Raw genomic sequence first — 23,193 nt, forward strand, 5'->3', positions numbered from 1 at the left:
CACCGATGACGACCAGACGCGACGACCGACCCGGCGGCCTGGTGCTCGGGGCAGGGGTCGTGCTCCTCATGGCACTGTGCTGCGGTCTGCCGCTGCTCATCGCCGGCGGCGTGCTCGCCGGCCTCGGCGGGATCCTCGCCAACCCCTGGGTGGTAGGCACCGGCATGGCGCTCGTGGTACTCGTCGTACTCGCCGCCGCCCACCGCCGGACCCGCAGCGACCGCACCGGCCACGACTGCTGCCCGACCATTGATTCCGATCATGCCACCGACACGAAGGAAGACCAGAACCTATGACCACCCCCCTCACCCGCCGCGCGGCCCTCTCGTTCGCAGGCCTCATGGTCGCAGGACCGCTGGTCCTGACCGCCTGCGGCAAATCTGACGACGCCGCGCCCACAGCCGATGTCGGCTCGCCCGCGGCCGTGACCAGCATCGACGGCAGGCAGGTCAGCCTGCCCGCCGCGGGGAAGCCCACCGCGGTGTTCTTCTTCTCTGTCGGCTGCGGCGAATGCGTCGGCGGGGCCCGATCCCTCGGCGAGGCCGCCGCCAGCGCGGAAGCGAACGGCACCGGTGCCGGATTCCTCGCCGTCGACATGGATCCGCGCGAAACCAAGGAGACTATCGAAGGCTTCATGAAATACGTCGAGGCTGAACGCGTCCCCGCCGCCATCGACCAGGGCGCAACCCTGTCCCAGCGATTCGACGTCGCCGCGCTATCCACGCTCATCATCGTCGATTCCGACGGCCGGGTGACTTTCCGCGCCACCGACCCCGACGCTGAGACGATCATCGGCGAGCTCGAAAAGGCCGGGGCCTGAGCCATGGGTGGACTCCTTGCCCTCGCCTTCGCTGCCGGAATGATCGCCCCGGTCAACCCCTGCGGTTTTGCACTGCTTCCGGCATGGATCACCCACGCGCTGGGCGACGCCGCATCCTCCCCGGCCCCGGTGCGCCTCCTTCGATCGCTGCGGGCAGGCCTCGCCGTGACGATCGGGTTCGCAGGCACGCTGGCGCTGGCGGGTATCGCTGTGAGTGCCGGAGCGCGGAGCCTGATCCAGGCCGCTCCAGCACTGGGGCTCGCCGTCGGCGTCGTGCTCGTCCTGTTCGGCGCGGCGATGCTGGCCGGTCGCTCGTTCTCGCTCCGGCTGCCCGGCATCCCCAACCGGGTCACGGCGCGTCCGCCGAGCACCGCACGCATGGTCGTCTTCGGGGTCGGCTACGCCGCGGCGTCGCTGTCGTGCACCTTCGGAGTGTTCCTCGCCGTCGTCGCGCAGGCGCAGGCCACAGCCAGCTTCGCCGGCCTGCTCCTCGTCTTCGCCGTCTACGCCGCGGGATCCGCGAGCGTCCTGCTGCTCGTCGCCGTCACCGCTGCCGCTGCCGGTACGGCGCTCTCGCGACGCATTGCCTCACTGGCACGCTATGGCCCCAGGGTCACCGCCGCCGTGCTCATCCTCACCGGGGCCTACCTGGCCTGGTACTGGTACCCGGCCGTCACCGGTGACGCTTCAGCGTTCGGCCGCACCAATGCCGTCGCCGCGGTCGCAACTTCGGTGTCTGACTGGGTCCAGGGGCACGTCGGCGTCGTGACCGGAGTGTCCGTCGCGGCCGTGTTCGTCGCGCTGCTGCTCGGAACCCTCGCCGGACGCCGTCCTATGTCCATCTGGAAGGCCAAGGGAGACTGCTGCGACGCCGAGCAAGCGCACTCTGCCGACGACCGGCCGAGCGCGACGACGGAGTGAGCACGACTCTGCCGGAATCTGAGGACGATTGACTCGACGTCGTAACTACCGCCGAGCGCCAAAACTACAGCGCCAAGATCATCTGGCGGCGAATATGGCGGGGAAGACTTCCGGCCCGTACCGAGAAGGTGAGTGGACGCGACGGACGCCCGCTCATCAGGACAATGATCCGAGTCTCGGTCTTGGACTAGGCGCTCGGCTCGGTCGTGCACGACGTGCACGTCCAGAAGATCGGCAAAGCTGCGCTGCGGCTGACGCGCGAACAGGCGAGGACATCACCCGGATCTTCGCTGACCACCTGCTCGAATGTGATGGCAAACGAAAATGAGGTGTCGAAGCTGGGTCTTCGCAGCAGGGATGTAATGTCCATCCGTCGATGGCAGAGGTTTCCTGGACCGTAGATCGCTTGTGGCCGGCTCTTTCCTCGACTGCGCCCGTTCCTCTCAGGCTGAAGTCCTGAGGCTCCGTTCTCGTAACATAGGCACTGTACGTCACCACGCCCGCCGGCGTGAATCCGCCGGTGAACAGTTCAGACCCCTTCGTCACACCTCCCGTAATTCATTGCTCCTATTGTGGGACGCAGGCTACGGGGTGCACCTTCTGGCTGGCTATGGGATCGCTCGACACCCGTGCGAGCGCTGCGGAACGCAGATAGTACGGAAGAAGATCATGAACCGATCGAGCCACCTCTGCCCGGTTTGCCAGCTGGAACGATAGAGGCCCTGCTTCACGCGATGAGTGTTGCTTCGACGCGCCTTGATCAATGCACGTAGGCCCCAGCATCGATCGAATACGCCCCGCCGGATGCAAGAACTCGGTGAAGTAGAACTGAACCGGACTCCGAATACCGAGGTCGCACTTTCGTGACGAAACATCTCCTGTGGGTGGCGATGTTCAGCTGTTCCAGTTTCATCACGGCTGGGCATTTCGTACGCGATGATTCTCGCCCGGCCTCGGCGAGGCGAGGTTCAGGCAGACCAGGCCGACACCGGCGACCACGAAGACGTCCGCGACGTTCCCGACGAAGAGGCTCCCGTAGGCGAGGAAGTCCGTGACGTGCCCTTGACCGATCGCGGGCGGGTTACCGAGCCGGTCGACGAGGTTGCCGACCGCACCGCCGAGGACCATGCCCAGGGCAAGGCCCCACCGCAAGCCCCGAAGCCGCACGGCGAACACGACCACCGCCACCGAAGCGAGGACGCCGACGGCCGTGAAGATCCACGTCGATCCCGCGCCGAGCGAGAACGCGGCCCCGGGGTTGTAGACCAGGGACAGGCCGAACAAGTCGCCGAGCAGCGGGACCCGTTCGCCCGGCGTCAGCCGCGCGGCCGCGAGGGCCTTCGTCCCCTGGTCCAGAGCGAGGCCGAGCGCGCCGACGGCGAGAGCTGCGCCGACCGCCCGCCGGGTGGGAGGAGGCGGGGCCTTCTCGTCCGCGACGCCGGCGTCAGCCGTCTCGACGGCATCCGGCACGTTCACGAGGCGGTCTTCCTCGTCCTGGCGGCGCGGAGCCCGTTGAGGATCACTATCACCTCGGCGATCTCGTGCACCAGCACCACCGCTGCGAGGCCGAGCACGCCGAACAGGGCCAGCGGCAGCAGCGCGGTGATTATCAGCAGGGACAGGATGATGTTCTGGTTGATGATGTGCCTGCCGCGGCGGGCGTGGTCGAACGCGCGCGGGAGGAGCCGCAGGTCGTGGCCGGTGAAAGCGACGTCGGCGGACTCGATCGCGGCGTCGGAGCCGGTCGCGCCCATCGCGATGCCGATGTCCGCGGCGGCGAGGGCGGGGGCGTCGTTGATGCCGTCGCCGATCATCGCGACCGAGCCGTGCCTGCCCAGCTCGCTGATCGCGGCGGCCTTGTCCTCCGGGCGCAGCTCGGCGCGCACGTCCTCGATCCCGGCCTGCGCGGCCAGCGCCCGGGCGGTGCGGGCGTTGTCGCCGGTGAGCATCGTCACCCCGACGCCCTGGGCGGCGAGGGTGCGGACCACCTCGGGGACCTCGGGGCGCAGCTCGTCGCGGACGCCGATCGCGGCGACCGGGACGCCGTCGCGGTGCACGATCACGACGGTCATGCCCTGCTCCTCCAGGCCCGCGACCTGGTCCTTGAGCGTCCCGGCGTCCAGCCATCGAGGGCTGCCGACGGTGACCCGGGCCCCGTCGAGGGTGCCCTCGATGCCGTGCCCGGCCTGCTCGGTGACCTCCAGGGCGGCGGGGGCTCCGGGTGCGGCGGCGGTGATCGCGGCGGCCAGCGGGTGGGTGCTGTGCTGCTCCAGGGATGCCGCCCAGGCCAGGGCCTGCGCCTCGGTCACGCCGTCCGTGGTGAGGACGGCGGTGACGGCGGGCTCGTTGCGGGTGAGGGTGCCGGTCTTGTCGACGGCGACGTGGCGGATCACGCCGAACCGTTCGAACACGGCACCGGACTTGATGATCACGCCGAACCTGCTCGCCGAGCCGATCGCGGCGACGACGGTCAGCGGGACGGAGATCGCCAGCGCGCACGGCGACGCGGCGACGAGCACCACGAGGGCGCGGGTGATCCACAGCTCCGGGTCGCCCAGCAGCGAGCCGATGACCGCAACAAGGGCGGCGAGGATCAGCACCCCAGGCACGAGCGGACGGGCGATGCGGTCGGCCAGGCGGGCACGGTCGCCCTTCTCGGCCTGCGCCTGCTCGACCAGCTCCACAATCGTGGTCAGCGAGTTGTCGGTGCCCGCCGCGGTCGTCTCGACCTCCAGGGCACCGGCAGTGTTGATCGCCCCGGCCGACACCGCGTCGCCGGGCTCGACCTCCACCGGGATCGACTCCCCGGTGATCGCCGAGGTGTCCAGGCTCGACCGGCCCGTGCGGACGATCCCGTCGGTCGCGATCCGCTCACCCGGACGCACGAGCATCAGCTGACCAACGGCCAGATCCTTCGCGGCGACCTCCACGGACGCGCCATCCCGCCGGATGGTCGCGGTCTCCGGGACCAGCTTGAGCAGCGCCCGCAGCCCGCCACGGGCGCGGTCCATCGCCTTGTCCTCCAGCGCCTCGGCGATCGAGTACAAGAACGCCAACGCTGCGGCCTCCTCGACGTAGCCGAGGATGACCGCGCCCACCGCGCTGATCGTCATCAGCAGCCCGATGCCCAGCTTGCCCTTGAAGAGCTTGCGGATCGCGCCCGGGGTGAACGTCGACGCACCCAGCAGCAGGCCGATCCAGAACGCCGCCAGCGCCGGGATCTCCGCACCCGTCCATTCCAGGACCAGGCCCGTGCCGAACGCGACGCCGGAGAGCACCGGGACCATGATCCCGCGGTCACGCCACCACGGACGCTCCCGCTCCTCCTCGCCGACCCGGGTCTCCGGCTCGTCGCAGCCGCACGCCGCGCTCACGCGCCCGCTCCCGTCCCGCAGCAGCCCGGCACCGTGCACTCGGCGTCCACGCACGGCGCGTGCTCGTCCACGGCCAGCGTCACGTCCACCAGCGCCGTGAGCGCCGCCGCGAGGTGCGGGTCGGCGATCTCGTAGCGCGTCTGCCGCCCCTCGGGCTCGGCGACCACGATCCCGCAGTCACGAAGACAGGTCAGGTGGTTCGACACGTTCGAGCGCGTCAGCTCCAGCTCGCGCGAGAGCACGGCCGGGTAGCTCGGCCCGTCCAGCAGGGTCATCAGGATCCGGGAGCGCGTCGGGTCCGCCATGGCCCGGCCCAGCCGGTTCATGACGTCGAGGCGAGAAGCAATAGTCAGCATGCACTGAACTATACAGCAATGGCTGACTTATTGGCTATTACTGATCGGGCACCGGCGCGGTCCGTGCGAAGGCCCGGAACGCGCACTCGGACCGGCACTGCTCGTCGCTGTCCGGGCAGTCGTCGACGTGGGCCTGCGCCGCGCTCAGTTGTTCCTGGAGTACGGTCAGGATGCTGATCTGCCGTTCGACGGCGGCGATCTGCTCGGCCAGCAGCGGCTGCAGCGCGACCTTGACGCCGGTGCAGGTGCCCGTGTCGGCGAGCTCCAAGAGGCGGCGGATCTCGGGCAGTTCGAGTCCGAGCCGCTTGGCTGAAGCGATGAAGTCGAGCCGCTCGAGGTGGCCCTCGTCGAAGTCCCGGTATCCGTTCGGGCTCCGGCGCGCCGCGAGGAAGCCGAGGCGCTCGTAGTAGCGCAGCGTGCTCGCCGGCACTCCGCTGCGCTCGGCGACCTCGGAGATCTTCATGCTTCGAGCCTATGCTTCGCTAGCTTGACCTTCAACCCGGGTTCAAGGTCTAACGTTTTTCTGTAGGCGGGATTGCCCGCCCTTGCACGTGATGAGGGAGAACAGATGCAGATGAGCGTGGAATGGATGGAGCGGCACCAGGTCGCGCTCTATGTCGCGGGGCTGGCGATCGGGGCCGTCGTCGGGCTGGCCTGGCCCGTGGTCGCCTACCCGGCCGAGCTGGCGATCCACCCAGTGCTCGCGCTGCTGCTCTACGCCACGTTCCTCGGCATCCCGTTCGGCAGAATCGGGCACGCCTTCCGCGACTGGCGCTTCCTCGCCGCGATCCTCGTCGTGAACTTCGTGCTGGTGCCCGCCGTCGTCTGGCTGCTGTCGGGGATCGTGGCCCACGACCAGGTGCTCCTCGTCGGCGTGCTGTTCGTGCTGCTGACCCCGTGCATCGACTATGTGATCGTCTTCGCCGGGCTTGCCGGCGGCGACGAGGAGAAGCTCTTGGCAGCCGCCCCGCTGCTGATGCTCACCCAGATGCTCCTGCTGCCGCTGTACCTATGGCTGTTCGTCGGAGCGGAGTTCGTGGGGTCCGTGGAGTTCGCGCCGTTCGTCGAGGCCTTCGTGCTCATCATCGCCCTGCCCCTCGTGGGCGCGGCGCTGACCCAGCTGTCCGCGGCCAGATCGCGCGCCGCGCGCAGGGTCGAACAGGCGGTCATGGGCGCGATGGTGCCGCTCATGGTCGCCACGCTCGCGGTCGTCGTCGCCTCGCAGATCGCTGGCGTGAGCGCGCGGCTCGGCTCTCTGCTCCTCGCGGTGCCGGTCTACGTCCTCTTCGCCGCCGTGATGGTGCCGGTCGGGATGCTGGCGGGCAGAGTCGCGGGCCTCGACGTGCCGGGCAGACGGGCGATCGTGTTCAGCGGCGCGACCCGGAACTCACTCGTCGTGCTGCCGCTGGTGCTCGCGCTGCCCGCGGCGTTCGACCTCGCGCCCCTCGTGGTCGTCACGCAGACCCTGGTCGAGCTGGTCGTCATGGTGGTTTTCGTGCGACTGATCCCGTGGATCATCCGCGTGGCTCACGATCCTGAGATAGGACCGGCGAAGTCCGTGTCGTAGAAGCCTCGTGCAACGGGGGTGCCGGGATCCCTCAATCAGAGAAGTGCCGAAGGCGGGCCTCGGCTCTCGTCAGGGCGGCCGGCGGGCGTCGCTCAGGTCCCCACTACCACCTGATCGAACAGAAGGCCAAGAGAAGGAGAAGTGGAGGCCGGGACTGCTTCGATGGCGAAGGCGTCCTGTGCGCACGGGTCGCGGATGCCCGATCCTTCCTTCGATCGGGCAGTTGGTAGGTTGACGTCGTGAGGCCGTACTCTGGTGTGGAGGCAGCACACATCATACGCACGTCACTTAGCGGTGAAGTAGCCTCTGACCAGCGAAAACGCCATCGTCGTACTCTCCCAGTTTTTCAATGTATCTATCGTGGGAAGTAGGGCCTTAGGATCACCAAGTCAATCTCGTTCGTCTCACCGCTCGGCCCGACAATGTACTTGCGCGTCACGATCTGGCCCAGGGGGAGCCACTTGCTTATGAGATTGACCCATGCCGCCTCGCCCTCATGGCCGGCACGTTGACTGTCTTTGTTTCGCGCGTGCTTTCGTGCAGCCTCATAATCGTCCTTGATTTCACGCGCGGCCGCGCCGATCAGAGCAATGAACTTGTCTGCACTCATAGTCAGCAATATGCCATACCCGCCCGCCGGCAACTCGCATGACGAGAACGGCGCTATGTCCGCTGGAGACGCTCGGTCATGCCGCTCCTGGTGCGGTCGTGTCGATGCGCGCGAACGATGCAGACGCGGCGGACGTGCGAACATACTGCTTGGTCGCGGGCCGCGCGGGGGGTGGTCGCCTCCCGGCCCAAGACAAGTTGGTGGACACGAAGCCGGTTTCCCTCGGTGCCGCTCTGGAACGCGGAACATTTTCGTCATACGATATCTATGTGGTGAGTGAAGAGCAGATCCAGAAGTGGGCGGATGAGGCCGAGGCCGGCTATGACGTCGAGGAGTTGAAGCGTCGTGGTCGTGGGCGTCCAGGTCGCGGGGCCGAGCCGATGCAGGTGGTCGCTGTCCGCTTGACCGCCGAGGAACTGGAAGCGCTGGATGCAGCCGCCTCACAACACGACATGAGTCGCTCCGAGGCGATCCGGGCTGCGCTCGCCCGCTTCGCGGCGTGAAGGTCCACGCCAGCGCGCTGAAGCACGGCATCTCCTCCGAGGACGCCGTGCAAGCAGCCGAGTGGTCCCTGTGGATCGAACCGCTCGACGCTGATGGGCCGCCGCAACGGGAGTTGCGCCTCGGTTTCGACACCACTGCGCGACTGCTGGAGACCGTCGTCCTCGTCTTTGAAAGCGGCGAGGAGATGGTCATCCACGCGATTCCCGCCCGCAGGAAGTACCTCGACCTCCTACCCTGACGCACTGATCTGCCGCACGCTGGCTGTTACGCTCTCGCCATGATCAAGCGAGCATCCCCGCCACTGGCTGACCTCTGGGATGAGCAGGCGCCCGGCACGCTTACTTGGTTGCAGGCTTGGTATGCGACGCAGACCAACGGTGATTGGGAACATGGCTACGGAGTCAAGATCACCACGCTAGACAATCCCGGATGGAGCGTCTCGATCGACCTCAACGAGACCCAACAGGATGGCCAGCCGTTCCTTGGTCAGGAGGTTATCCGCAGCGAACACGACTGGTACGTAGCGCGGGTCTCCCGCAGTATTTTCAAGGCCGACTGCGGCCCGCTCAACCTGGGCGAAGTGTTGCACATCTTTCGGGTTTGGGTCGACGGAAAAACCCGTGGCGTCAACTAGTTCGATGCACACGTAGTTCATCGCGCTTTTTGGCGAGCTCCAGGTCGGAGTCACTTCCAATAGTCCGGTGACCGCTGCTCGCCTTTGGGAGTGCCATCCGGAAAGGCGTACTCGGCGACCCAACATCTTGTCATGCCGCCGAGTGCGTGTGAGGCGACGGCACGGATCCCTTGTGCAGGTGTATCGCAATCACCGAACTGAGATGTTCATGCCGCACCGCAGGATTGCGGCTATTTGGCTGCGAAGCCTCCGTTGGAATGCAGCACTTGGCCGGTGATCCATCCGCCGTCGGGTGAAAGCAGGAAGCCGACCAGGTCGGCGGTGTCCTTGGGGGTCCCGAGGCGGCCTGCCGGTGTCTGCTGGGTGAGGAAGGTCCGCAGTTCGTCGTCCATCCAACCGGTGTCTATGGGTCCGGGGTTGATCACGTTCGCTGAGACTCCGTGAGCAGCCAGTTCGATCGCTGCCGCGATGACGATCCGGTCCAGAGCTCCCTTGCTTGAGCCGTAGGGCACGTTGTGGGCGGTGTGATCGCTCGTCAACGCGACGATGCGTCCGGTACGAGCGGCTCTAACCGCCGCGGGCAACTGTTCAGCGAATGCCTTGATCAGGAGCCAAGAGGCTCGGGTGTTGACCGCGTAGTGCCGGTCCCAGCTCTCCACGGTCGTGTCGAGGATAGAGGAGTCTACGCTCTCAGCGTGGGAGAGCACCAGACCCGTCAGATCACCACGTCGGTTTGCGGCGGCGATGAGCTTCGCTGGTACGTCGGGGTCGGCGAGGTCGCCTGGCAGCAGTTCGACGTCGGCACCCGCAGCCCGGCATCGTTCAGCGATGTCGTGAGGGTCGTCTGGGCCGCGCTCAAGCCCGGCGCGGTCGTCGTAGTCAGGGAGATAGCCAAGGGCAAGGTCCCATCCCTGTTCCGCGAGGTGCAAGGCAATACCGGCGCCGATGCCTCGCGAGCGGCCGACGCCGGTGATGAGCACCGTGCCGATCGTCATACGACTGGATCCAGTATGGCGGTGACTGAAGTGGAGCGACCGCTGTTGCACTTGCTTTCGGTCACGCTGCAGGCAGCAAGCGCGACTCGCAGATGCATCCGGGCGACCAGGGTGACGTGGTCGCCGGCCTTGGACAGGGGCTCCTCGACGGAGATCGTCAGGTCGGGATGGATGACCGTGTGCATGAAGAGATTGACCGGGGTGATGGTCCCGCGGTCGCGTCCGAGAGCGGTGTTGAGGTTCTGGAGGCAGGATGGGTGGTTCGCGCCGTTGTCGTAGAAGTGGTCGTACATTTCCGGACGACAGCAGGGGTGGAGCAGGTCGTGCTCACCGACGGTGTCCTCAATGAGGTCGAACATGGGCTGGTAGCGGTCCGAGTACAGCGTGTCCCCAACGTTCAGCCTGAGGGACTCGTTGCAGTCGATCGTGACACCGCTGGAGAGGATCTCGTCGGGCTCGGTGGCTGACTCGGCGAAGAAGTCGACGACCTGTCCGCCCTCGTCGTCGATGATGGTCAGTCGCTCTCCAGGGCGCATCTCGATCAGATCACCGGAGAAGGGCGGGATCGTGATCCGGCGCTGTCTGAGGGAAGGGTCCGACGGGGTCATGGAGGCAAGGTTAGCCAGGGTCGAAGGATCTTCTTGGCGGTGGGCGTGGACGCGCAAAGACTGTCAGAGGTGCCTGATTGAATAGTTCACATGAGCGATTCACTGCGGAGTCTGGAGGGCGCCATCGATGCCGCCCTGACGGATCTGCGCGCGCTCAGGATCGGCGGCGAGGAGGACGTCGCCGAGGTGAAGTCGGTACTGACCCGGCTGGAGGTGGCGGAGGCCCGGTTGGCAGGGCTGCGTCTGCAGTTGATCGGCGAGGCCCAGGCTGCGGGGGCGGCGGCCGCAGTCGATCAGGTGCGGAACTCGCCGCGCACCACGAGCGGCCAGGCCTCCGGTGTGCTGCGGTTGGGGAGGGACCTCGGGGACCGGTTCTGGGTCCTCGCCGATGCCCTGGCCGAGGGAACGATCTCGGTGGCGCAGGCCGAGGCGATCATCACCGGGCTGAAGCGACTCCCGACCGCGCTCGGCCGGCAGGAGCTCGAGCGGTGCCAGCGGCATCTCCTGACCTTCTGCGACGAGCTCGGCCCGGCCGAGCTCACCGTCGCGGCCCTTCGGATGTGGGAGCTGCTCGACCCCGACGGGGCCGACGAACTCGAAGCCACCCGCCTCAAGCGGGAGGAACGGCTCGCGAAGGCCGGGCGGGCGTTACGCCTCACCCCGGACCATCACGGCTCCATGCGGCTCTCGGGCCAACTCCCGACGGCCGACGCCGCGCTCCTGCAGGCCCAGCTCGACGCCCTGATGCCACCCGCCTCGTCCTATTTGGACGAGGGGGAGGTCCCGAGCCCCGAGGCGCGGCGCGCGGATGCGCTGATGCGTTTGGCCGGGATCGCGGCCGCCTCCGGCGAGGTCCCGGCTCAGGGCGGGGACCGTCCGCACGTGCAGGTCACGCTCCCGCTCTCGTTCCTTACCGACGGCCTCGGGGCCGCCGGAGTGTTCGGGTTCGGCGGCGAGTCGTTGTCGGCGGGGGAGGCGCGTCGGATGGCGTGCGACGCGGGACTGATCCCGCTGGTCCTCGGGTCCGACTCGCAGCCGTTGGATGTAGGGCGGGAGTACCGGCTCGTCCCCAGAGCCCTGCGGGCGGCGTTGACGCACCGGAACCAGGGGTGTGTGTTCCCGCACTGCACGGCCAGGCCGGCGGCGTGTGAAGCGCACCACATCCGGCCCTGGTGGGCCGGCGGGGACACCTCGATGCAAAATCTCGTGCTGCTTTGCCCGCACCACCACCGGCTGGTCGAGCCGGACCCGGAGCGCGCCCCCGAGTGGCAGTGGGAGATCACCATCGACGAGGCCACCGGCAGACCGATCTTCGTCCCACCCCGCCACATCGACCCCGCCCGGAGGCCGCGACAACACCGCCGCTTCCGCCTCCAAGACCTGACGGCCCCACCACCCGACGAGGGACGAGTCTGCCCAGAACCAGATCCATGGCAGCCGACAGACGAAGACCCCTGGCACCCACGCGACGTGTCCACCGACGTGAGCGGCGACCTCAGGGTGGAGGAGCACCAACTCCAGTCATGCTGATCCGGAACGCAAGATGAGGGGCGGTCCGGGTGCCCCGAACCGCCCCTCATGCCGTCTGTATCAGTGGTCGTCGCCGCCGGATCCCGGCCGCATGATGATGGTCTCTGTGAACTCGACGGCACCGCACTCAGCAGTGCCGCTGCGGCCATCGCTCGTGGTCACCTCGATGGTCGCCACGTAAGTGGTCCTTGCCATCCTGAAGGTAATGCCGTCGAAGGACTCGCTCTCGATCTGCCGCGTCCCGCTCCTGGCGAGGTCGACCGAGATCGTCAGGTCCGCGATCGGTTCGCCGGTGACGAGGTCGATGAGTTCCGTCGTCGCCTCACCGGAGCCGCCACGCAACCGGATCGTGCCTTCGCTCTCCTGTGGGTTCACCCCGTCGTCGATGACGACGTCGAACATCGGCTCTCGCAGGTCGCCCTCCAGCATTACGGCCCCGTTCTCCAGGCCCTCGAGCTCGCAGACCTCGGTCTGGAAGCCGCTGTCGCGGTAGATCTGTGCCGAAGGGTTGGTGCTCCTGACGTCGAAGGCGAGATCCTGCGATGTGCAGTCGTCATCGCCCACCAACACCTCGTAACCGGGCACCGTGACCGACGTGATGTCCACGTCGTAGTCGGTGGTGGTGATGGTGCCCTTCTCCTCCCAGCTGTTGCCGGATCGGCCACGGACCTCCTCGGTGACCGGGTCGCCGGACACGGTCCGGACACCCTCCACCGTCGCCGTGCCGGCCGGCTCGCCGGTCTCCACGTCGATCAGTTCGACTTCGGCCGAGAACGTGCCGTCCTCACCGAAAGTCGCGCTGCCCTCGAAGCCCTCCAGGACGAGTTCGTAGTCCAGCGTCTCCACGAACATGAATGAGCCCGAGCCGTCGGCGGACGCGGACGCGCCGAAGAAGACGAGGTCAGTCTCCGCCGTCTCGAAGACGCACGACATGTCGCTGATTTCGTTGACGATGTGTTCGCTCGGGGCCCCCGAGGCCGTCGGAGCGATAGCAGAAGCAGCGAGCAGTCCGCCCGTCGCAATGATCGCGGCAAGACGCCGCGAATTGGTGTTGTTCATCGGTTCCCCCCTGTGATGAGGATCACAGGTTAAGCGTCGCGGAGGCCATCAGGAGGCAGTTCCTGACGGCCCAGTGGGAACCGCCTGTTCGCCCCGGGTCAGCGCTCCGGCGCATCCTCGTCGTGGATGTCGGTGTCCCGGAGTTCGTCGACGCTGCCCGAGCCCTCTTCGCCGTAGTTCCGGGGACCGCCGTGGATGACGTGGCCGGTGTCCTGGGCATCGGGGGTGACGTCGAGCGGCGGCTCGTTCATCGCGCCGGGGTCATCGAGGTTCTGGACTTCGGACTTCTCGGACATGGGTTCCTCCAGCGTCACTTGAGTGGCCGCCATCCTAGCCCCGCACCGGTCCGGGTCAGGCCGCTTGTCGCTACTTCCACCAAGTGAGGATCGTCTCGCGCTGGAACAGCCGCACGCCTAGGGGAACGAGCACCACGTCGACCAGTGCGACGAGCCCTGCGGCACCCAAGAACAGCGCGGCGCCGAGCTGGAGGAAACCGGTCATCACACCGATCACCAGGAGAAGCAGTGGTAGCACCACGAAGCTGCCCAACTGCTCGGCCGCCCGCGGATCGGTCGTGCGGCTGCTCACGATGGTGCCTACCGCCACCGCCATCACCGTCAGGAGGGGCGCCAGAAGGAGGAGCGCGACCAGCCACATGGGGTCGATGAAGATCGCGAAGACGCGGTCGCTCACGGAGAAGATCCGGGCACCGACGAGGAACAGGGCGTAGCTGGTCCACGCGGTGAGCACTCCGGGGATGGCGGCGGCCAGGGCCTTGCCGGCGAGCAGTTCATGCGTCGCAATGGGGGTCGCCAACAGCGGCTCCAGCGACCTCGTGATCTTCTCGCCGACGATGCTGTAGGTGGCGATCGTGAGCGGCACCATCACGGGCATCAGCAGGAACAGCACCAGCATGTTCGAGGCAAGGATTGACTGCATCGCCTCCGTGGGGCTCAACCCCGCGAACCGTGGGTCCTCCAACAACCGGCCCAACTCGGCGTAGTCGGCCTCGCTGATGCCGACCCGCGACATCACGGCGAGCATGACGACGGGGATCGCGGTGATCACCAGCGGCATGACCACGACGACCGACAGCACGAGCCGGTTGCTGCGCACCTCGGCCCATTCCTTCCGCACGATCGTCCCAATTGGACTCATCGGGCCGACACCTCCTCCTGCGGCGCGCCGTGCAGGAGGCGCAGGTAGACCTCCTCCATGGAGTGGCTGAGTTCGGTGACGTACTCGACGTCGGCGCCGTGCTCGACGAGCGTCCTCACGATCAGCGGGTTCTGGCTTTCCGGTTCACCCACCGTCACGACCAAGCCCGGCCTGCCCTCCGGACCGACATCAGTCTCCGTCGGACCGAGACCCGGCACGGCGGACAGGACGGCGGCGAGGCTCGGCGCGTCACTGCCCGGCGCAAGTTGGACCCGGGTCCTCCGCCCGAAGACGCGCGCACGCAGCGCACCGGGGGTGTCGACGGCGATCAGTCGCCGCTGGAACACTGCGACCCGGTCGCAGAGCCGCTCGGCCTCGTCGAGATTGTGGGTGCAGAGGAAGATCGTGCGGCCCTGACCGCGGAGCGAATCGATGAAGTCGCGCACCGTCTTCGAGGCCTCGGGGTCCAGCCCGGACGTCGGCTCGTCGAGGAACAGGACCGGGGGTTCGTGGACGAGTGCCCTCGCGATCGCCAACTTCTGCTTCATGCCCTTCGAGAACGTCCCGACGACGCTGTCGCGCCGGTCCCACAGGCCCAAGAGCTTCAAGTACTTCTCGACCTGCTCGCGCGGCCGCTCGCATCCGTAGAGCTCCGCGAAGATCTGCAGGTTGCGCCGAGCCGTGAGGCGCTCGTACAACCCGGGCGATTCCGTGAGCACCCCGATCCTCGCCCGGACAGCACCGTCCCGGCCGCTGCCGAGCGGGATGTCGTCGACCCAGGCGCGGCCGGAGGTGGGGGAGATCAGCGTGGTGAGCATGCGCACGGTGGTGGTCTTGCCCGCACCGTTGGGACCAAGGAAGCCGAAGACCTCGCCCTCGTTCACGAACAGCTCAAGCCCCTCCACGGCCCTGACCCGGGCGTCCCCGTCACCGAATTCCTTGGTCAGCCCCTCAGCCCTGATCATCGCCACCTCACCACTCCGTGCGCAGCGGCAACGCTACACCGAAGGCACTTGGCTGGGGCCGTCGCCACCCCGTTCCGTATCACCGCGAGAAGGCCCCCGAACCGCCGGGGCGGTCGGGGGCCTTCGGGCTCGGGTCAGCGGCCGCTGACGTGGTCGGCGAGTGCGCCGGGGCTGGACTTGGCGAGGTCGCTCACGACCTTGCCGAACGTCTTGCCATCGACGCCGTGGAGGGCCGGCGCGCCCCCTTCGGCAGCCCCGGCCAATGGCGCGCTGACTGCGACGAGGCTGAGCGCGGCTGCCCCAGCGATGAGCATTTTCTTCATACAGTTCCCCCTTCTGCTGAGAATGCGTGGTAGCGCGAATGTAAGTCGCCACCGGCAGGCCGGGGAAGGGATGCGAGGTAAGACGGCACGCAAGTACCCAGCGTCCACGCTCCGGACCTGTGCAGAGGGAACGTTCAGTCCCCGTCAAACGCTTCTCGTCCGAGGGCGGCGGTACGCTCGGCGCATGTCGGATGTCTGGCTCGGGATCCTCGCCCTGTTGGCCGGCCTGCTGCTGTGCTTCCGGGGCGGAGTCGCTCTGCGTCTCGTCATCGCCTTCTGGGGCGCCTTCGTGGGCTTCTCCGTCGGCGCCTCGATCGGTGGGGCAGTCGCCGGGGAAGCGTGGCTCGACGGTCCGGGCAGCTGGATCGGCACCGTGGTCGGCGCCCTCGTCTTCGCTTGGCTGGCGTATGCGTTCTACGCGTTCGCCGTCGTGGTGGCCGTGGGGTCCGTCGGCTACTGGCTCGGGACCTGGGCGGCGCTCGCCGTCGGCGCCACCCCCGGCACTGCAGCGGTCGTGGGGATCGGGACCGCCGCGCTCCTCGCCGTCATCGCATTGGTGGCCCGGGTGCCCTACTTGCTGCTGGTGCTCGTCAGCGCCGCAGGCGGCGCCTCGGCCATCGTCAGCGGCGCCATGCTGCTGGTAGGGGTCGCGGACGGGGCAGCGATGTCGAGCGGCGACCTCCCGGCAGGGCAGTGGTGGTGGTCGGCGGTTTGGTTCGTGCTCGCGGTCGCAGGGATCATCATCCAGCTACGGCGTCGCCCAGCGGGGGAGACCAGCGCCGGCTGGCGGCGGGCTCCTCGTCGGACCTGACCCTCACTCGTCGCCGGCTGCGGCGAGGCTGGCGCCCGGGAGTTCCCGGTCCGACAGGCCCCTGAGGCTCCGGTACGACCACACCGTCATGACCAGCACGACACCCCAAGCCGCAGCGACGATGATCCCGTTGAGCAGGGACGGCTCGGCCGCGAACGCGCCGATGGCCACCAGTGAGAGCTGGCCCGGCACGGCGGCCACCATGGTGCCCACGACGAAGTCCCGTTGCGTGACGCCGAACGCGCCGGCACCGTAGTTGACCGGCCAGTACGGCATGCCCGGCATCACCCGGAAGAGGAACACGGCCGAAAAGCCATGATCGGCGAGCCGGTCCTCGATGCGATCCGAACGTCGGCCCAGCAGCCGCCTGACCGCTTCCTTGCCGATCACCCGGGCGAGCCAGTAGGCGCCCCAGCACCCAAGGAGGACGCCGACGACCGACACCGCGCTGCCGAGCAAGGTCCCGAAGAGCAGCCCCGCGGACACCGCCATCACGGTCACAGGGATCGGAGTCAGCGCGACGGCCGCGTACGCCAGCGCGAACGCCGGCAGCGCCAGCCAGCCCAGGCCTGAGAGCGACGAGCGGAACTCACCGAGCGACCCGCGCAGTTCGCCGATCGACGGCATGTCGACGGAGAGCACGAGCCACAGCATCACCGTGGCGAAGACGACCAGGAGCCCGACCCGCAGGATCGAACTCCATCGGGGAAGGTCGGCCCCAGCCGGCATGCGCATCACCGGGCTACTCTCTCACCCTGCGGGCCGGAGGGGAAGTGGCATCTTCATCCGTCAGGCCACCGATGCGAGGGCGAAGGGGAGCACCGCCGGCGCCCCGGCGCGGCGGAGCAACCGGCCCGCGACCGTCATGGTCCAGCGCGAGTCCGCGAGGTCGTCCACGAGCAGGATCGGGCCAGGGGCCGACGCGAGCGCGGCACCCATCTCCGGCGGCACGGCGAACCGCTGCCACACGTCGCGCACCCGGAAGGCAGAGTTTCCCGAACCCGGACCCTTCCCTCCTGCGGCCGGATCGAGCCAGAGCGGACCGAGCAGCGCCAGCCGGCCGGCGGTGGCGATCCCGGTGGCGAGCGTCCCCACGAGCCGCGGCCTCGAGGCGCTGGGGATCCACGCCACACCGACCGGACGCTGCTCCCAGTCCCACTCCTTGAGCACCCGGAGGCACGCCGCGCCGAGCTCGGGCGGGAGTTCCTCGTCGACGGGACGGCCCTCGGCATCGCTGCGGAACAGCTCCCGGAGGCGACCGCCCCAGCCGAGGTCGGTGAGGCGGGCGAGCGCACGGCCCTCGAGCACCTGCTCGTCGGGTGCGATCCTGCCCTTGACGGCCTTCCCCTCCACGGTGACGCCCAGCCGATCGAGGCCACTCGGCCACGTCGCCCGTGGCGCGAGCGGCACCCCGACCCGGTCCAGCGTCGCACGCGCCGATTCCATGCGCTCGACCGTGACGGTGGTGGGGTACCACGCCGCGGTGCAGACGTCACAACGGCCGCAAGGAGCCGAGTGCGGATCGTCGAGCTGCTGCGTCAGGAACGCCATGCGGCACGACTCGCCGCGCTGGTAGGTGAGCATCGCCTCCTGCTCGGCGAGGCGCGCGGCGGCGATCCGCTCGTAGCGCTCGCGGTCGTAGACCCACTGGCGGCCGGTGGAGACCCATCCGCCTTGCTCGTAGGCGACGGCCCCCTCGACGGCCAGCACCTTCAGCAGGAGTTCCAGCTGCGTCCGCCGCAGGTCGACCCGGGCCTCCAGTGCGGGCACCGAGAGGGGTCTTCCCGCCGAAGCCAACTCCCCGAGCACCGCGTCGGCCCTCGCCTGCGTGGGCATCGCATTGGTGGCGAAGTAGTGCCAGATCTCCCGGTCCTCGGGCCCCGGCAGGAGGAGCACGTCGGCGCTCTCCGTGGCGCGCCCGGCACGGCCCACCTGCTGGTAGTAGGCGACGGGTGAGCTCGGCGCCCCGAGGTGGACCACGAACCCGAGGTCCGGCTTGTCGAAGCCCATCCCCAGCGCCGACGTGGCCACGAGCGCCTTGACCCGGTTGTCCTTCAATGCCTCCTCCACCTGCAACCGTTCGGCGGCGTCGGTCCGTCCCGAGTAGGGGAGCACCTCGTGGCCCGCGGCGGCGAGGGCGGCGGCGGTGTCGTCGGCCGCGGCGACGGTCAGGCAGTAGATGATCCCGCTGCCCGGCAGGGAGTCGAGGTGCTCGGCCAGCCAGGCCACCCTGCGCCACGTCGTGCCGAGGTCGAGCACGCCCAGCCGCAGGGACGCACGCGCGAGCGGACCACGGAGAGTGAAGACGCTGCGGCCCCCGGCGCCCATCTGCTCCTCGACGTCGGCCACGACCCGGGCGTTGGCCGTGGCCGTGGTGGCGAGCACGGGCACGCCGGCAGGCAGCTCGGCGATGAGGTCACGGATACGGCGGTAGTCCGGTCGGAAGTCGTGACCCCAGTCGCTGATGCAGTGCGCCTCGTCGATCACGAGGAGCCCCATCGCCGACACCAGCCGGGGCAGTTGCTCGTCGCGGAACCTGGGGTTGACGAGCCGCTCGGGCGAGACGAACAGCACGTCGACGGTGTCGTCGGCCAACTGCTGCTCGACGTCGCGCCATTCTGTGGCGTTGGCCGAGTTGATCGCGACGGCCCGCACCCCGGCGCGCTCGGCGGCGGCCACCTGGTCGCGCATCAGGGCGAGCAGGGGGGAGACGATGAGCGCCGGTCCCGCTCCGGCGCGCCGCTGGAGGAGGGCGGCGATGAAGTAGACGGCCGACTTGCCCCAACCCGTCCGCTGCACGACGAGGGCGCGCTCCTTCCGGGCGACAAGCGCCTCGATGGCCTCGAACTGGCCGGGATGGAACTGCGCCTCCTCGCGTCCCGTCAGGCTCCGGAGGATTGCGAGGGCATCCTCGTGCAGGCTCGACGATCCGGGCATCCGGGGAGATTCAGTCATGCCCACCAGCGTGCCATGCGCGTCCGACAGTGCTCAGCCGAGCGCATGGAGGCTGAAGGCGACGAGGAAGCCGATGCTGGCGATCAGCCCCGAGTACAGCGACGCCTCCTCGAAGGCCTCGGGCACCATCGTGTCGGTGATCATCGCCAGGATCGCGCCCGCAGCCAAGGCGTTGACGAACGCGATCGTCGTGGGGGCCGCGCCGTCGAGCAAGGCGTAGCCGGCGAGGGCCGCCAGCCCCGAGACCACCGCGATGCCGCCCCAGATCCCGAAGACGTACGCGGGCGAGCGGCCGCCCTTCTTCATGCCGGCCGTGCTGGAGAGCCCCTCGGGCACGTTCGAGACGAACACCGCCCCGAGCATGGCGACGCTCAGGCCGCCTCCGGTCAGGAAACTGAGCCCGAGCACCATGGATTCCGGAATGCCGTCGAGCAGCGCACCGAGCGCGATGGCGGCCCCGCCTCCCTCGTCGGCACTGGGCTGCTGGCCACCGGAGCGCTTGCGGTGTCGCGCGCCGGCGCGTGCCAGGAGCACGTTGAACCCGACGAACGCCACCGCACCGACGGCGAAGCCGAGCACGGTTGCGAGCACGCCGCCCTGGTCCACGGCCTCGAGCACCAGCTCGAAGGAGAGGGCGGAGATGAGGACGCCGGCACCGAACGACATGACGACCGCAACGATGCGCCGCGGGACGTCCACGAACCAGGCGATGAGGCTCCCGAGGAGCAGGGCCGAGCCGGCGAGCAACCCGGCACCGCCGGCGGCCAACCACTGGGGCATGAGGTCTCCGCCCGCCCGCGCGTCAGATCTCGACCCGGCCGCCGATGACGACCGAGCGTTCGCGGGGGAGGTGGAACACGGTCGTGCGATCGGCAGAGTTGCGTGCGAGCCAGAGGAAGACCGCCCGCTGCCAGCGAGGCATGGTCGGCTCGTCGCGCTTCGTGAGTCGGAGGGTGGAGATGAAGTAGTGCGCGTCGGACTCCTCCAAATCGATGACCTCCTGTGACTTGTCCCGGGCCCAGTCGAGCGCCCGGGGGACGTGCTGGCTGTCGTTGAAGCCGACGTGGTAGCTGATGTGGATGATGCCGTCGTCCAAGTAGCCGAGGTCGTCCACCACGGCACGATCGACGTGGCGGATGTGCGGCACGTTCTCGTTCACGATCGTGACGATGGCGATCCGGTCGTGCAGGACGCGGTTGAACTCGACGTTCTGGCGCAGTGCCAGCGGGATCGTCTCCTTGTTCGAGTGCGGGAACACGGCGAGGCCGGGCACCCGCGGTAGCGCCCGCCGACGCATCTCCTCGATGAACTCCGACAGGGATCCTTCCGCCTCGCGGCGCCGCTCCTCAACGATGCGCGAACCCGAGCGCCAGGTCAACATCACGGTGACGACCGCGCCGGCGACCGCCAGCGGCAGCCAGCCGCCGTGGAGGAGCTTGGCCATGTTGGCGGCGAAGAAGACGGCCTCCACTCCGAGGACGAGGACGACAGCGGCAGCGATCTTCCACACCGCCACCCCCCAGACCAGACGGGCGAGCACGAGGAAGACGCCCATCTCGATCAGGAGGGTGCCGGTCACCGCGAGCCCGTAGGCGCTGGCCAGGGCCTCCGCGCTGCGGAAGACCAGGATCAACGTGGCGATACCGACGAAGAGGATCCAGTTGATGGATCCGATGTAGATCTGGCCGCCCTCCTCCTTCGACGTGTGTTGCACGTTCAGCCGGGGGAGCAGTCCTGCGCGCACTGCCTGCCGCGACACGGAGAAGGCCCCCGAGATCACCGCCTGGGACGCGATGATCGTCGCCATGGTGGCGAGGACGACGAGCGGGATCCGGGCCCACTCGGGCGCCATCAGGAAGAAGGGGTTGGCCGCGGTGGCCGGGTTGCGAAGGATCTCGGCGCCCTGGCCCATGTAGTTCACCATGAGTGCCGGGAACACCAGCAGGAACCAGGCCAGGCGGATCGCGCGCGGTCCGAAGTGGCCCATGTCCGCGTACATGGCCTCGACGCCCGTCACGGTGAGGACCACCGCCCCGGCGGCGATGAAGGCGATGCCTGGATGGCTGAACCCGAACACCAGCGCGTGGTGCGGCGAGACCGCCCAGAGGATCTCGGGGTTCCGCAGGACGTGGGGGATCCCGAGTGCCGCGAGCGTGACGAACCAGATGGCCATGATCGGCCCGAAGAACCGCCCGACGTGGCCGGAACCGAATCGCTGCACCGAGAAGAGGCCCGCGAGGATGACCAGAGACAGTGGGAGCACGATCGAGTGGAAGCGTTCGTCGACGACCGAGAGTCCCTCGATCGCCGACATCACGGAGATCGCGGGTGTGATCAGGCTGTCGCCGTAGAACAGGCCTGCGCCGACGACGCCGAGGATCAGGGCGCCGGCCACCGTCTGCGGTCGCCGGCCCAGGTGGCGGCGCAGCAGCGCCACCAACGAGAGGATGCCTCCCTCGCCGTCGTTGTCCGCCCGCATGATCAGTGCCGCGTACCCGTACGAGACCACGATCGTCACCGCCCAGAACACCATCGAGACGACCCCGAACACGTCCTCCCGGGACGGCTCCACCGCGTTGTGCTCCGCGCTGAAGACCGTCTGCAGCGCGTACAGGGGGCTGGTCCCGATGTCGCCGAACACCACGCCCAGCGCCGCCAGCGCCAGCGCCGCCAGCGCCTTGGGGTTCCTCGCCAGCCGCTCCGACGCGGTGGGCGGCGTCAACGCGTCGGCCTGCGCCGGGGTGATCGGGAACTCGGGGCCGGCGGCCGTCGCGGCCGGGTCGCGCCTGCTGGCCATGGGGACCTCCTCCACGGGCCGGGGCAACCGGTCCACCTAGAAGTGTCCCGCCGCGGGGACCCCTGCGCAAGGGGTCCCCGCGGCCGGGGTCAGGCGGCGGTGGTGAGCCGCTTGGCGACCGTCCCGCCCTCACCGATGACCCTGCGGAACACGCGCTCGTAGCCCGAGGCCATGACCGGCAGGTCGAACCTCGCCAAGGCGTCCGCCCGGCAGTCGGCGGGTCGGATCTCGTCGAGCCGCGCCACGGCGTCGACCAGGCCCTCCACGTCGCGCGCGATGAAGCCGTTGTGCCCGGGCCGGACGATCTCGGGAACGGATCCCCGGGGGGTCGCGACGACCGGCGTCCCGCATGCGAGCGCCTCCGCCATCACCATGCCGAAGGGCTCCTCCCACTGGATCGGGAAGACCAACGCCGCGGCGTTGGCGTACAACTCCCGCTTGAGCAGGGAATCGGCCTCACCGACGTAGTCCGTGTCCGGGCCCAGCAGCGGCCGCACCCTGCTCTCGAAGTACTCCCGCTCCCGCTGGTCGTTGAGCTTGCCCGCCAACACGATCGGCCGCCCGCTGCGCCGCGCCACCTCGATCGCGAGGTCCGGCGCCTTGTCCGGGCAGAAGCGCCCCATCCAGAGCAGGTAGTCGGACTTGTCGGGGTTGAAGGGGAACGAGGCGACGTCCACGGCATTGTGGACCATCCCGGCCCAGTGCAGGTCGGGCGCTTGCCGACGCTGAGCCTCCGAGATCGCCACGAGTTCGACGGTGGCGCCCAGCCGACGGTAGTAGTCGCCGTTCGGCCCCGCGACCGGACCGTGGGTGGTCACGACCGTCGGGCACTTCCGGGCCGGTGCCGACAGCGGCCCCGCCGCCGAGTTGTCGTGGATCACGTCGAGGTCCAGATCGGAAAGGGCCGCGTGCGCCTCGGCGGCGTTCACGAGCTCCGGCATCACGTCGTGGCCGAGCAGTTCGTAGGGAGGCTCCTCGTAGACCTGGACGTAGCGCTGGGCCGCGGTGCCCGGCTCGCCGGACGCCACCAGGGTGACGTGGTGGCCGCGCGCCACCAATTGGTCGACCACCGCGGCGACAACGGCCTCGGTGCCGCCGTAAGCCTTCGGCGGGATGCAGTACCAGGGGGGCGCGACCACGCCGATGCGCAGCGAGTCACCGTCGGTGTGCAGTGCGTCGAACGTCGGTTCGGTGATGAGAGACATG

At 68.7% G+C, this 23,193-nt stretch carries 27 protein-coding genes; 10 read left to right on the plus strand and 17 right to left on the minus strand.

What is annotated here, in order from left to right; translation table 11 throughout:
* The first annotated feature begins 5 nt into the window (after nucleotides 1–5).
* The 4 genes from BLR46_RS12775 to BLR46_RS15470 all read left to right on the plus strand — a co-directional run bounded on the left by BLR46_RS12775 (nucleotide 6) and on the right by BLR46_RS15470 (nucleotide 2,458).
* Nucleotides 6–296, plus strand: a complete 291-nt coding sequence (locus BLR46_RS12775; protein ID WP_093252924.1) for a hypothetical protein — start codon at nucleotides 6–8, stop codon at nucleotides 294–296.
* Nucleotides 293–820 carry a TlpA family protein disulfide reductase gene (locus BLR46_RS12780; protein ID WP_093252926.1) on the plus strand — a complete coding sequence of 176 codons (528 nt, stop codon included), beginning with the start codon at nucleotides 293–295 and terminating at the stop codon, nucleotides 818–820. Before BLR46_RS12775 ends, BLR46_RS12780 begins: the two co-directional genes overlap by 4 nt.
* 39 nt (nucleotides 821–859) lie before the next feature.
* Nucleotides 860–1,741, plus strand: coding sequence for a cytochrome c biogenesis CcdA family protein (locus tag BLR46_RS12785; protein ID WP_245701705.1), 882 nt, complete (start codon nucleotides 860–862; stop codon nucleotides 1,739–1,741).
* A gap of 591 nt (nucleotides 1,742–2,332) precedes the next feature.
* Nucleotides 2,333–2,458 carry a zinc finger domain-containing protein gene (locus BLR46_RS15470; protein WP_223289965.1) on the plus strand — a complete coding sequence of 42 codons (126 nt, stop codon included), beginning with the start codon at nucleotides 2,333–2,335 and terminating at the stop codon, nucleotides 2,456–2,458.
* A gap of 195 nt (nucleotides 2,459–2,653) precedes the next feature.
* Here BLR46_RS15470 and BLR46_RS12795 read toward each other — a convergent pair whose 3' ends face one another.
* The 4 genes from BLR46_RS12795 to BLR46_RS12810 are packed head-to-tail and all read right to left on the minus strand — an operon-like array spanning nucleotide 2,654 to nucleotide 5,934.
* Nucleotides 2,654–3,217, minus strand: coding sequence for a signal peptidase II (locus tag BLR46_RS12795; protein WP_093252934.1), 564 nt, complete (start codon nucleotides 3,215–3,217; stop codon nucleotides 2,654–2,656).
* Nucleotides 3,214–5,115, minus strand: a complete 1,902-nt coding sequence (locus BLR46_RS12800) for a heavy metal translocating P-type ATPase (protein WP_176761785.1) — start codon at nucleotides 5,113–5,115, stop codon at nucleotides 3,214–3,216. The genes BLR46_RS12795 and BLR46_RS12800 overlap by 4 nt, the downstream gene beginning before the upstream one ends.
* Complete coding sequence (cmtR, locus tag BLR46_RS12805) at nucleotides 5,112–5,471, minus strand: Cd(II)/Pb(II)-sensing metalloregulatory transcriptional regulator CmtR (RefSeq protein WP_007633539.1); 360 nt, start codon at nucleotides 5,469–5,471, stop codon at nucleotides 5,112–5,114. Before cmtR ends, BLR46_RS12800 begins: the two co-directional genes overlap by 4 nt.
* Nucleotides 5,472–5,508: 37 nt before the next feature.
* Nucleotides 5,509–5,934: a MerR family transcriptional regulator gene (locus tag BLR46_RS12810; RefSeq protein ID WP_093252937.1), complete on the minus strand. Its 426-nt coding sequence runs from the start codon at nucleotides 5,932–5,934 to the stop codon at nucleotides 5,509–5,511.
* A gap of 111 nt (nucleotides 5,935–6,045) precedes the next feature.
* On the opposite strand from BLR46_RS12810, the gene BLR46_RS12815 reads away from it, so the two are divergent.
* Nucleotides 6,046–7,038 (plus strand): arsenic resistance protein, encoded by a 993-nt coding sequence (locus BLR46_RS12815; protein ID WP_218118462.1) that lies wholly within the window; start codon nucleotides 6,046–6,048, stop codon nucleotides 7,036–7,038.
* Between the two features lie 355 nt (nucleotides 7,039–7,393).
* Here BLR46_RS12815 and BLR46_RS14915 read toward each other — a convergent pair whose 3' ends face one another.
* On the minus strand, nucleotides 7,394–7,648 hold the full coding sequence (locus tag BLR46_RS14915; protein WP_143008297.1) for a DUF6602 domain-containing protein: 255 nt from the start codon (nucleotides 7,646–7,648) through the stop codon (nucleotides 7,394–7,396).
* A gap of 200 nt (nucleotides 7,649–7,848) precedes the next feature.
* Here BLR46_RS14915 and BLR46_RS12820 point away from each other — a divergent pair, with 200 nt between their 5' ends.
* Genes BLR46_RS12820 through BLR46_RS12830 form a run of 3 tightly spaced genes read left to right on the plus strand, consistent with a single transcriptional unit; the run spans nucleotide 7,849 to nucleotide 8,786 of the window.
* The gene (locus tag BLR46_RS12820) at nucleotides 7,849–8,151 is read left to right on the plus strand and encodes a DUF6290 family protein (RefSeq protein WP_245701707.1); all 303 of its coding nucleotides are present in this window, start codon (nucleotides 7,849–7,851) and stop codon (nucleotides 8,149–8,151) included.
* Nucleotides 8,148–8,390 (plus strand): toxin, encoded by a 243-nt coding sequence (locus BLR46_RS12825; RefSeq protein ID WP_093252940.1) that lies wholly within the window; start codon nucleotides 8,148–8,150, stop codon nucleotides 8,388–8,390. Before BLR46_RS12820 ends, BLR46_RS12825 begins: the two co-directional genes overlap by 4 nt.
* Nucleotides 8,391–8,429: 39 nt before the next feature.
* Entirely contained in the window at nucleotides 8,430–8,786 is a 357-nt protein-coding gene (locus BLR46_RS12830; protein WP_093252943.1) for an immunity 53 family protein, read from the plus strand.
* Between the two features lie 230 nt (nucleotides 8,787–9,016).
* Here the strand turns inward: BLR46_RS12830 and BLR46_RS12835 are convergent, their stop codons facing one another.
* Both BLR46_RS12835 and BLR46_RS12840 read right to left on the minus strand, forming a co-directional pair.
* Nucleotides 9,017–9,781 (minus strand): SDR family oxidoreductase, encoded by a 765-nt coding sequence (locus BLR46_RS12835; RefSeq protein ID WP_093252946.1) that lies wholly within the window; start codon nucleotides 9,779–9,781, stop codon nucleotides 9,017–9,019.
* Complete coding sequence (locus BLR46_RS12840; RefSeq protein WP_093252948.1) at nucleotides 9,778–10,389, minus strand: DUF1989 domain-containing protein; 612 nt, start codon at nucleotides 10,387–10,389, stop codon at nucleotides 9,778–9,780. The genes BLR46_RS12835 and BLR46_RS12840 overlap by 4 nt, the downstream gene beginning before the upstream one ends.
* Before the next feature lie 90 nt (nucleotides 10,390–10,479).
* Between BLR46_RS12840 and BLR46_RS12845 the strand changes: the two genes are divergently transcribed.
* Nucleotides 10,480–11,919, plus strand: a complete 1,440-nt coding sequence (locus tag BLR46_RS12845) for an HNH endonuclease signature motif containing protein (RefSeq protein ID WP_093252951.1) — start codon at nucleotides 10,480–10,482, stop codon at nucleotides 11,917–11,919.
* A gap of 60 nt (nucleotides 11,920–11,979) precedes the next feature.
* On the opposite strand, the gene BLR46_RS12850 is transcribed toward BLR46_RS12845, so the two are convergent.
* From BLR46_RS12850 to BLR46_RS12870, 5 genes are all read right to left on the minus strand, one after another.
* Nucleotides 11,980–12,978 (minus strand): hypothetical protein, encoded by a 999-nt coding sequence (locus BLR46_RS12850; protein ID WP_143008298.1) that lies wholly within the window; start codon nucleotides 12,976–12,978, stop codon nucleotides 11,980–11,982.
* Between the two features lie 98 nt (nucleotides 12,979–13,076).
* Nucleotides 13,077–13,274, minus strand: coding sequence for a hypothetical protein (locus BLR46_RS12855; RefSeq protein ID WP_143008299.1), 198 nt, complete (start codon nucleotides 13,272–13,274; stop codon nucleotides 13,077–13,079).
* 70 nt (nucleotides 13,275–13,344) lie between these two features.
* Complete coding sequence (locus BLR46_RS12860) at nucleotides 13,345–14,136, minus strand: ABC transporter permease subunit (protein WP_093252959.1); 792 nt, start codon at nucleotides 14,134–14,136, stop codon at nucleotides 13,345–13,347.
* Nucleotides 14,133–15,101 carry an ABC transporter ATP-binding protein gene (locus tag BLR46_RS12865; protein WP_093253284.1) on the minus strand — a complete coding sequence of 323 codons (969 nt, stop codon included), beginning with the start codon at nucleotides 15,099–15,101 and terminating at the stop codon, nucleotides 14,133–14,135. The genes BLR46_RS12860 and BLR46_RS12865 overlap by 4 nt, the downstream gene beginning before the upstream one ends.
* A gap of 134 nt (nucleotides 15,102–15,235) precedes the next feature.
* A complete protein-coding gene (locus BLR46_RS12870) occupies nucleotides 15,236–15,424 on the minus strand; it encodes a hypothetical protein (protein ID WP_143008300.1) in 189 nt (62 codons plus the stop codon).
* 184 nt (nucleotides 15,425–15,608) lie between these two features.
* Here BLR46_RS12870 and BLR46_RS12875 point away from each other — a divergent pair, with 184 nt between their 5' ends.
* Entirely contained in the window at nucleotides 15,609–16,235 is a 627-nt protein-coding gene (locus BLR46_RS12875; RefSeq protein WP_093252965.1) for a hypothetical protein, read from the plus strand.
* A gap of 3 nt (nucleotides 16,236–16,238) precedes the next feature.
* Here the strand turns inward: BLR46_RS12875 and BLR46_RS12880 are convergent, their stop codons facing one another.
* From BLR46_RS12880 to BLR46_RS12900, 5 genes are all read right to left on the minus strand, one after another.
* Entirely contained in the window at nucleotides 16,239–16,970 is a 732-nt protein-coding gene (locus BLR46_RS12880) for a TVP38/TMEM64 family protein (RefSeq protein ID WP_218118463.1), read from the minus strand.
* A gap of 54 nt (nucleotides 16,971–17,024) precedes the next feature.
* Complete coding sequence (locus BLR46_RS12885) at nucleotides 17,025–19,190, minus strand: RecQ family ATP-dependent DNA helicase (RefSeq protein WP_093253289.1); 2,166 nt, start codon at nucleotides 19,188–19,190, stop codon at nucleotides 17,025–17,027.
* 33 nt (nucleotides 19,191–19,223) lie between these two features.
* Entirely contained in the window at nucleotides 19,224–19,970 is a 747-nt protein-coding gene (locus BLR46_RS12890; protein WP_093252968.1) for a ZIP family metal transporter, read from the minus strand.
* A 22-nt stretch (nucleotides 19,971–19,992) separates the two neighbouring features.
* Nucleotides 19,993–21,987: a potassium transporter Kup gene (locus tag BLR46_RS12895; protein WP_093252971.1), complete on the minus strand. Its 1,995-nt coding sequence runs from the start codon at nucleotides 21,985–21,987 to the stop codon at nucleotides 19,993–19,995.
* Nucleotides 21,988–22,076: 89 nt separating this feature from the next.
* Nucleotides 22,077–23,192: a glycosyltransferase family 4 protein gene (locus BLR46_RS12900; protein ID WP_093252974.1), complete on the minus strand. Its 1,116-nt coding sequence runs from the start codon at nucleotides 23,190–23,192 to the stop codon at nucleotides 22,077–22,079.
* Nucleotide 23,193: the final 1 nt, after the last annotated feature.

Source organism: Tessaracoccus oleiagri (assembly GCF_900103275.1).
GTDB classification, from domain to species: Bacteria; Actinomycetota; Actinomycetes; order Propionibacteriales; family Propionibacteriaceae; genus Arachnia; species Arachnia oleiagri.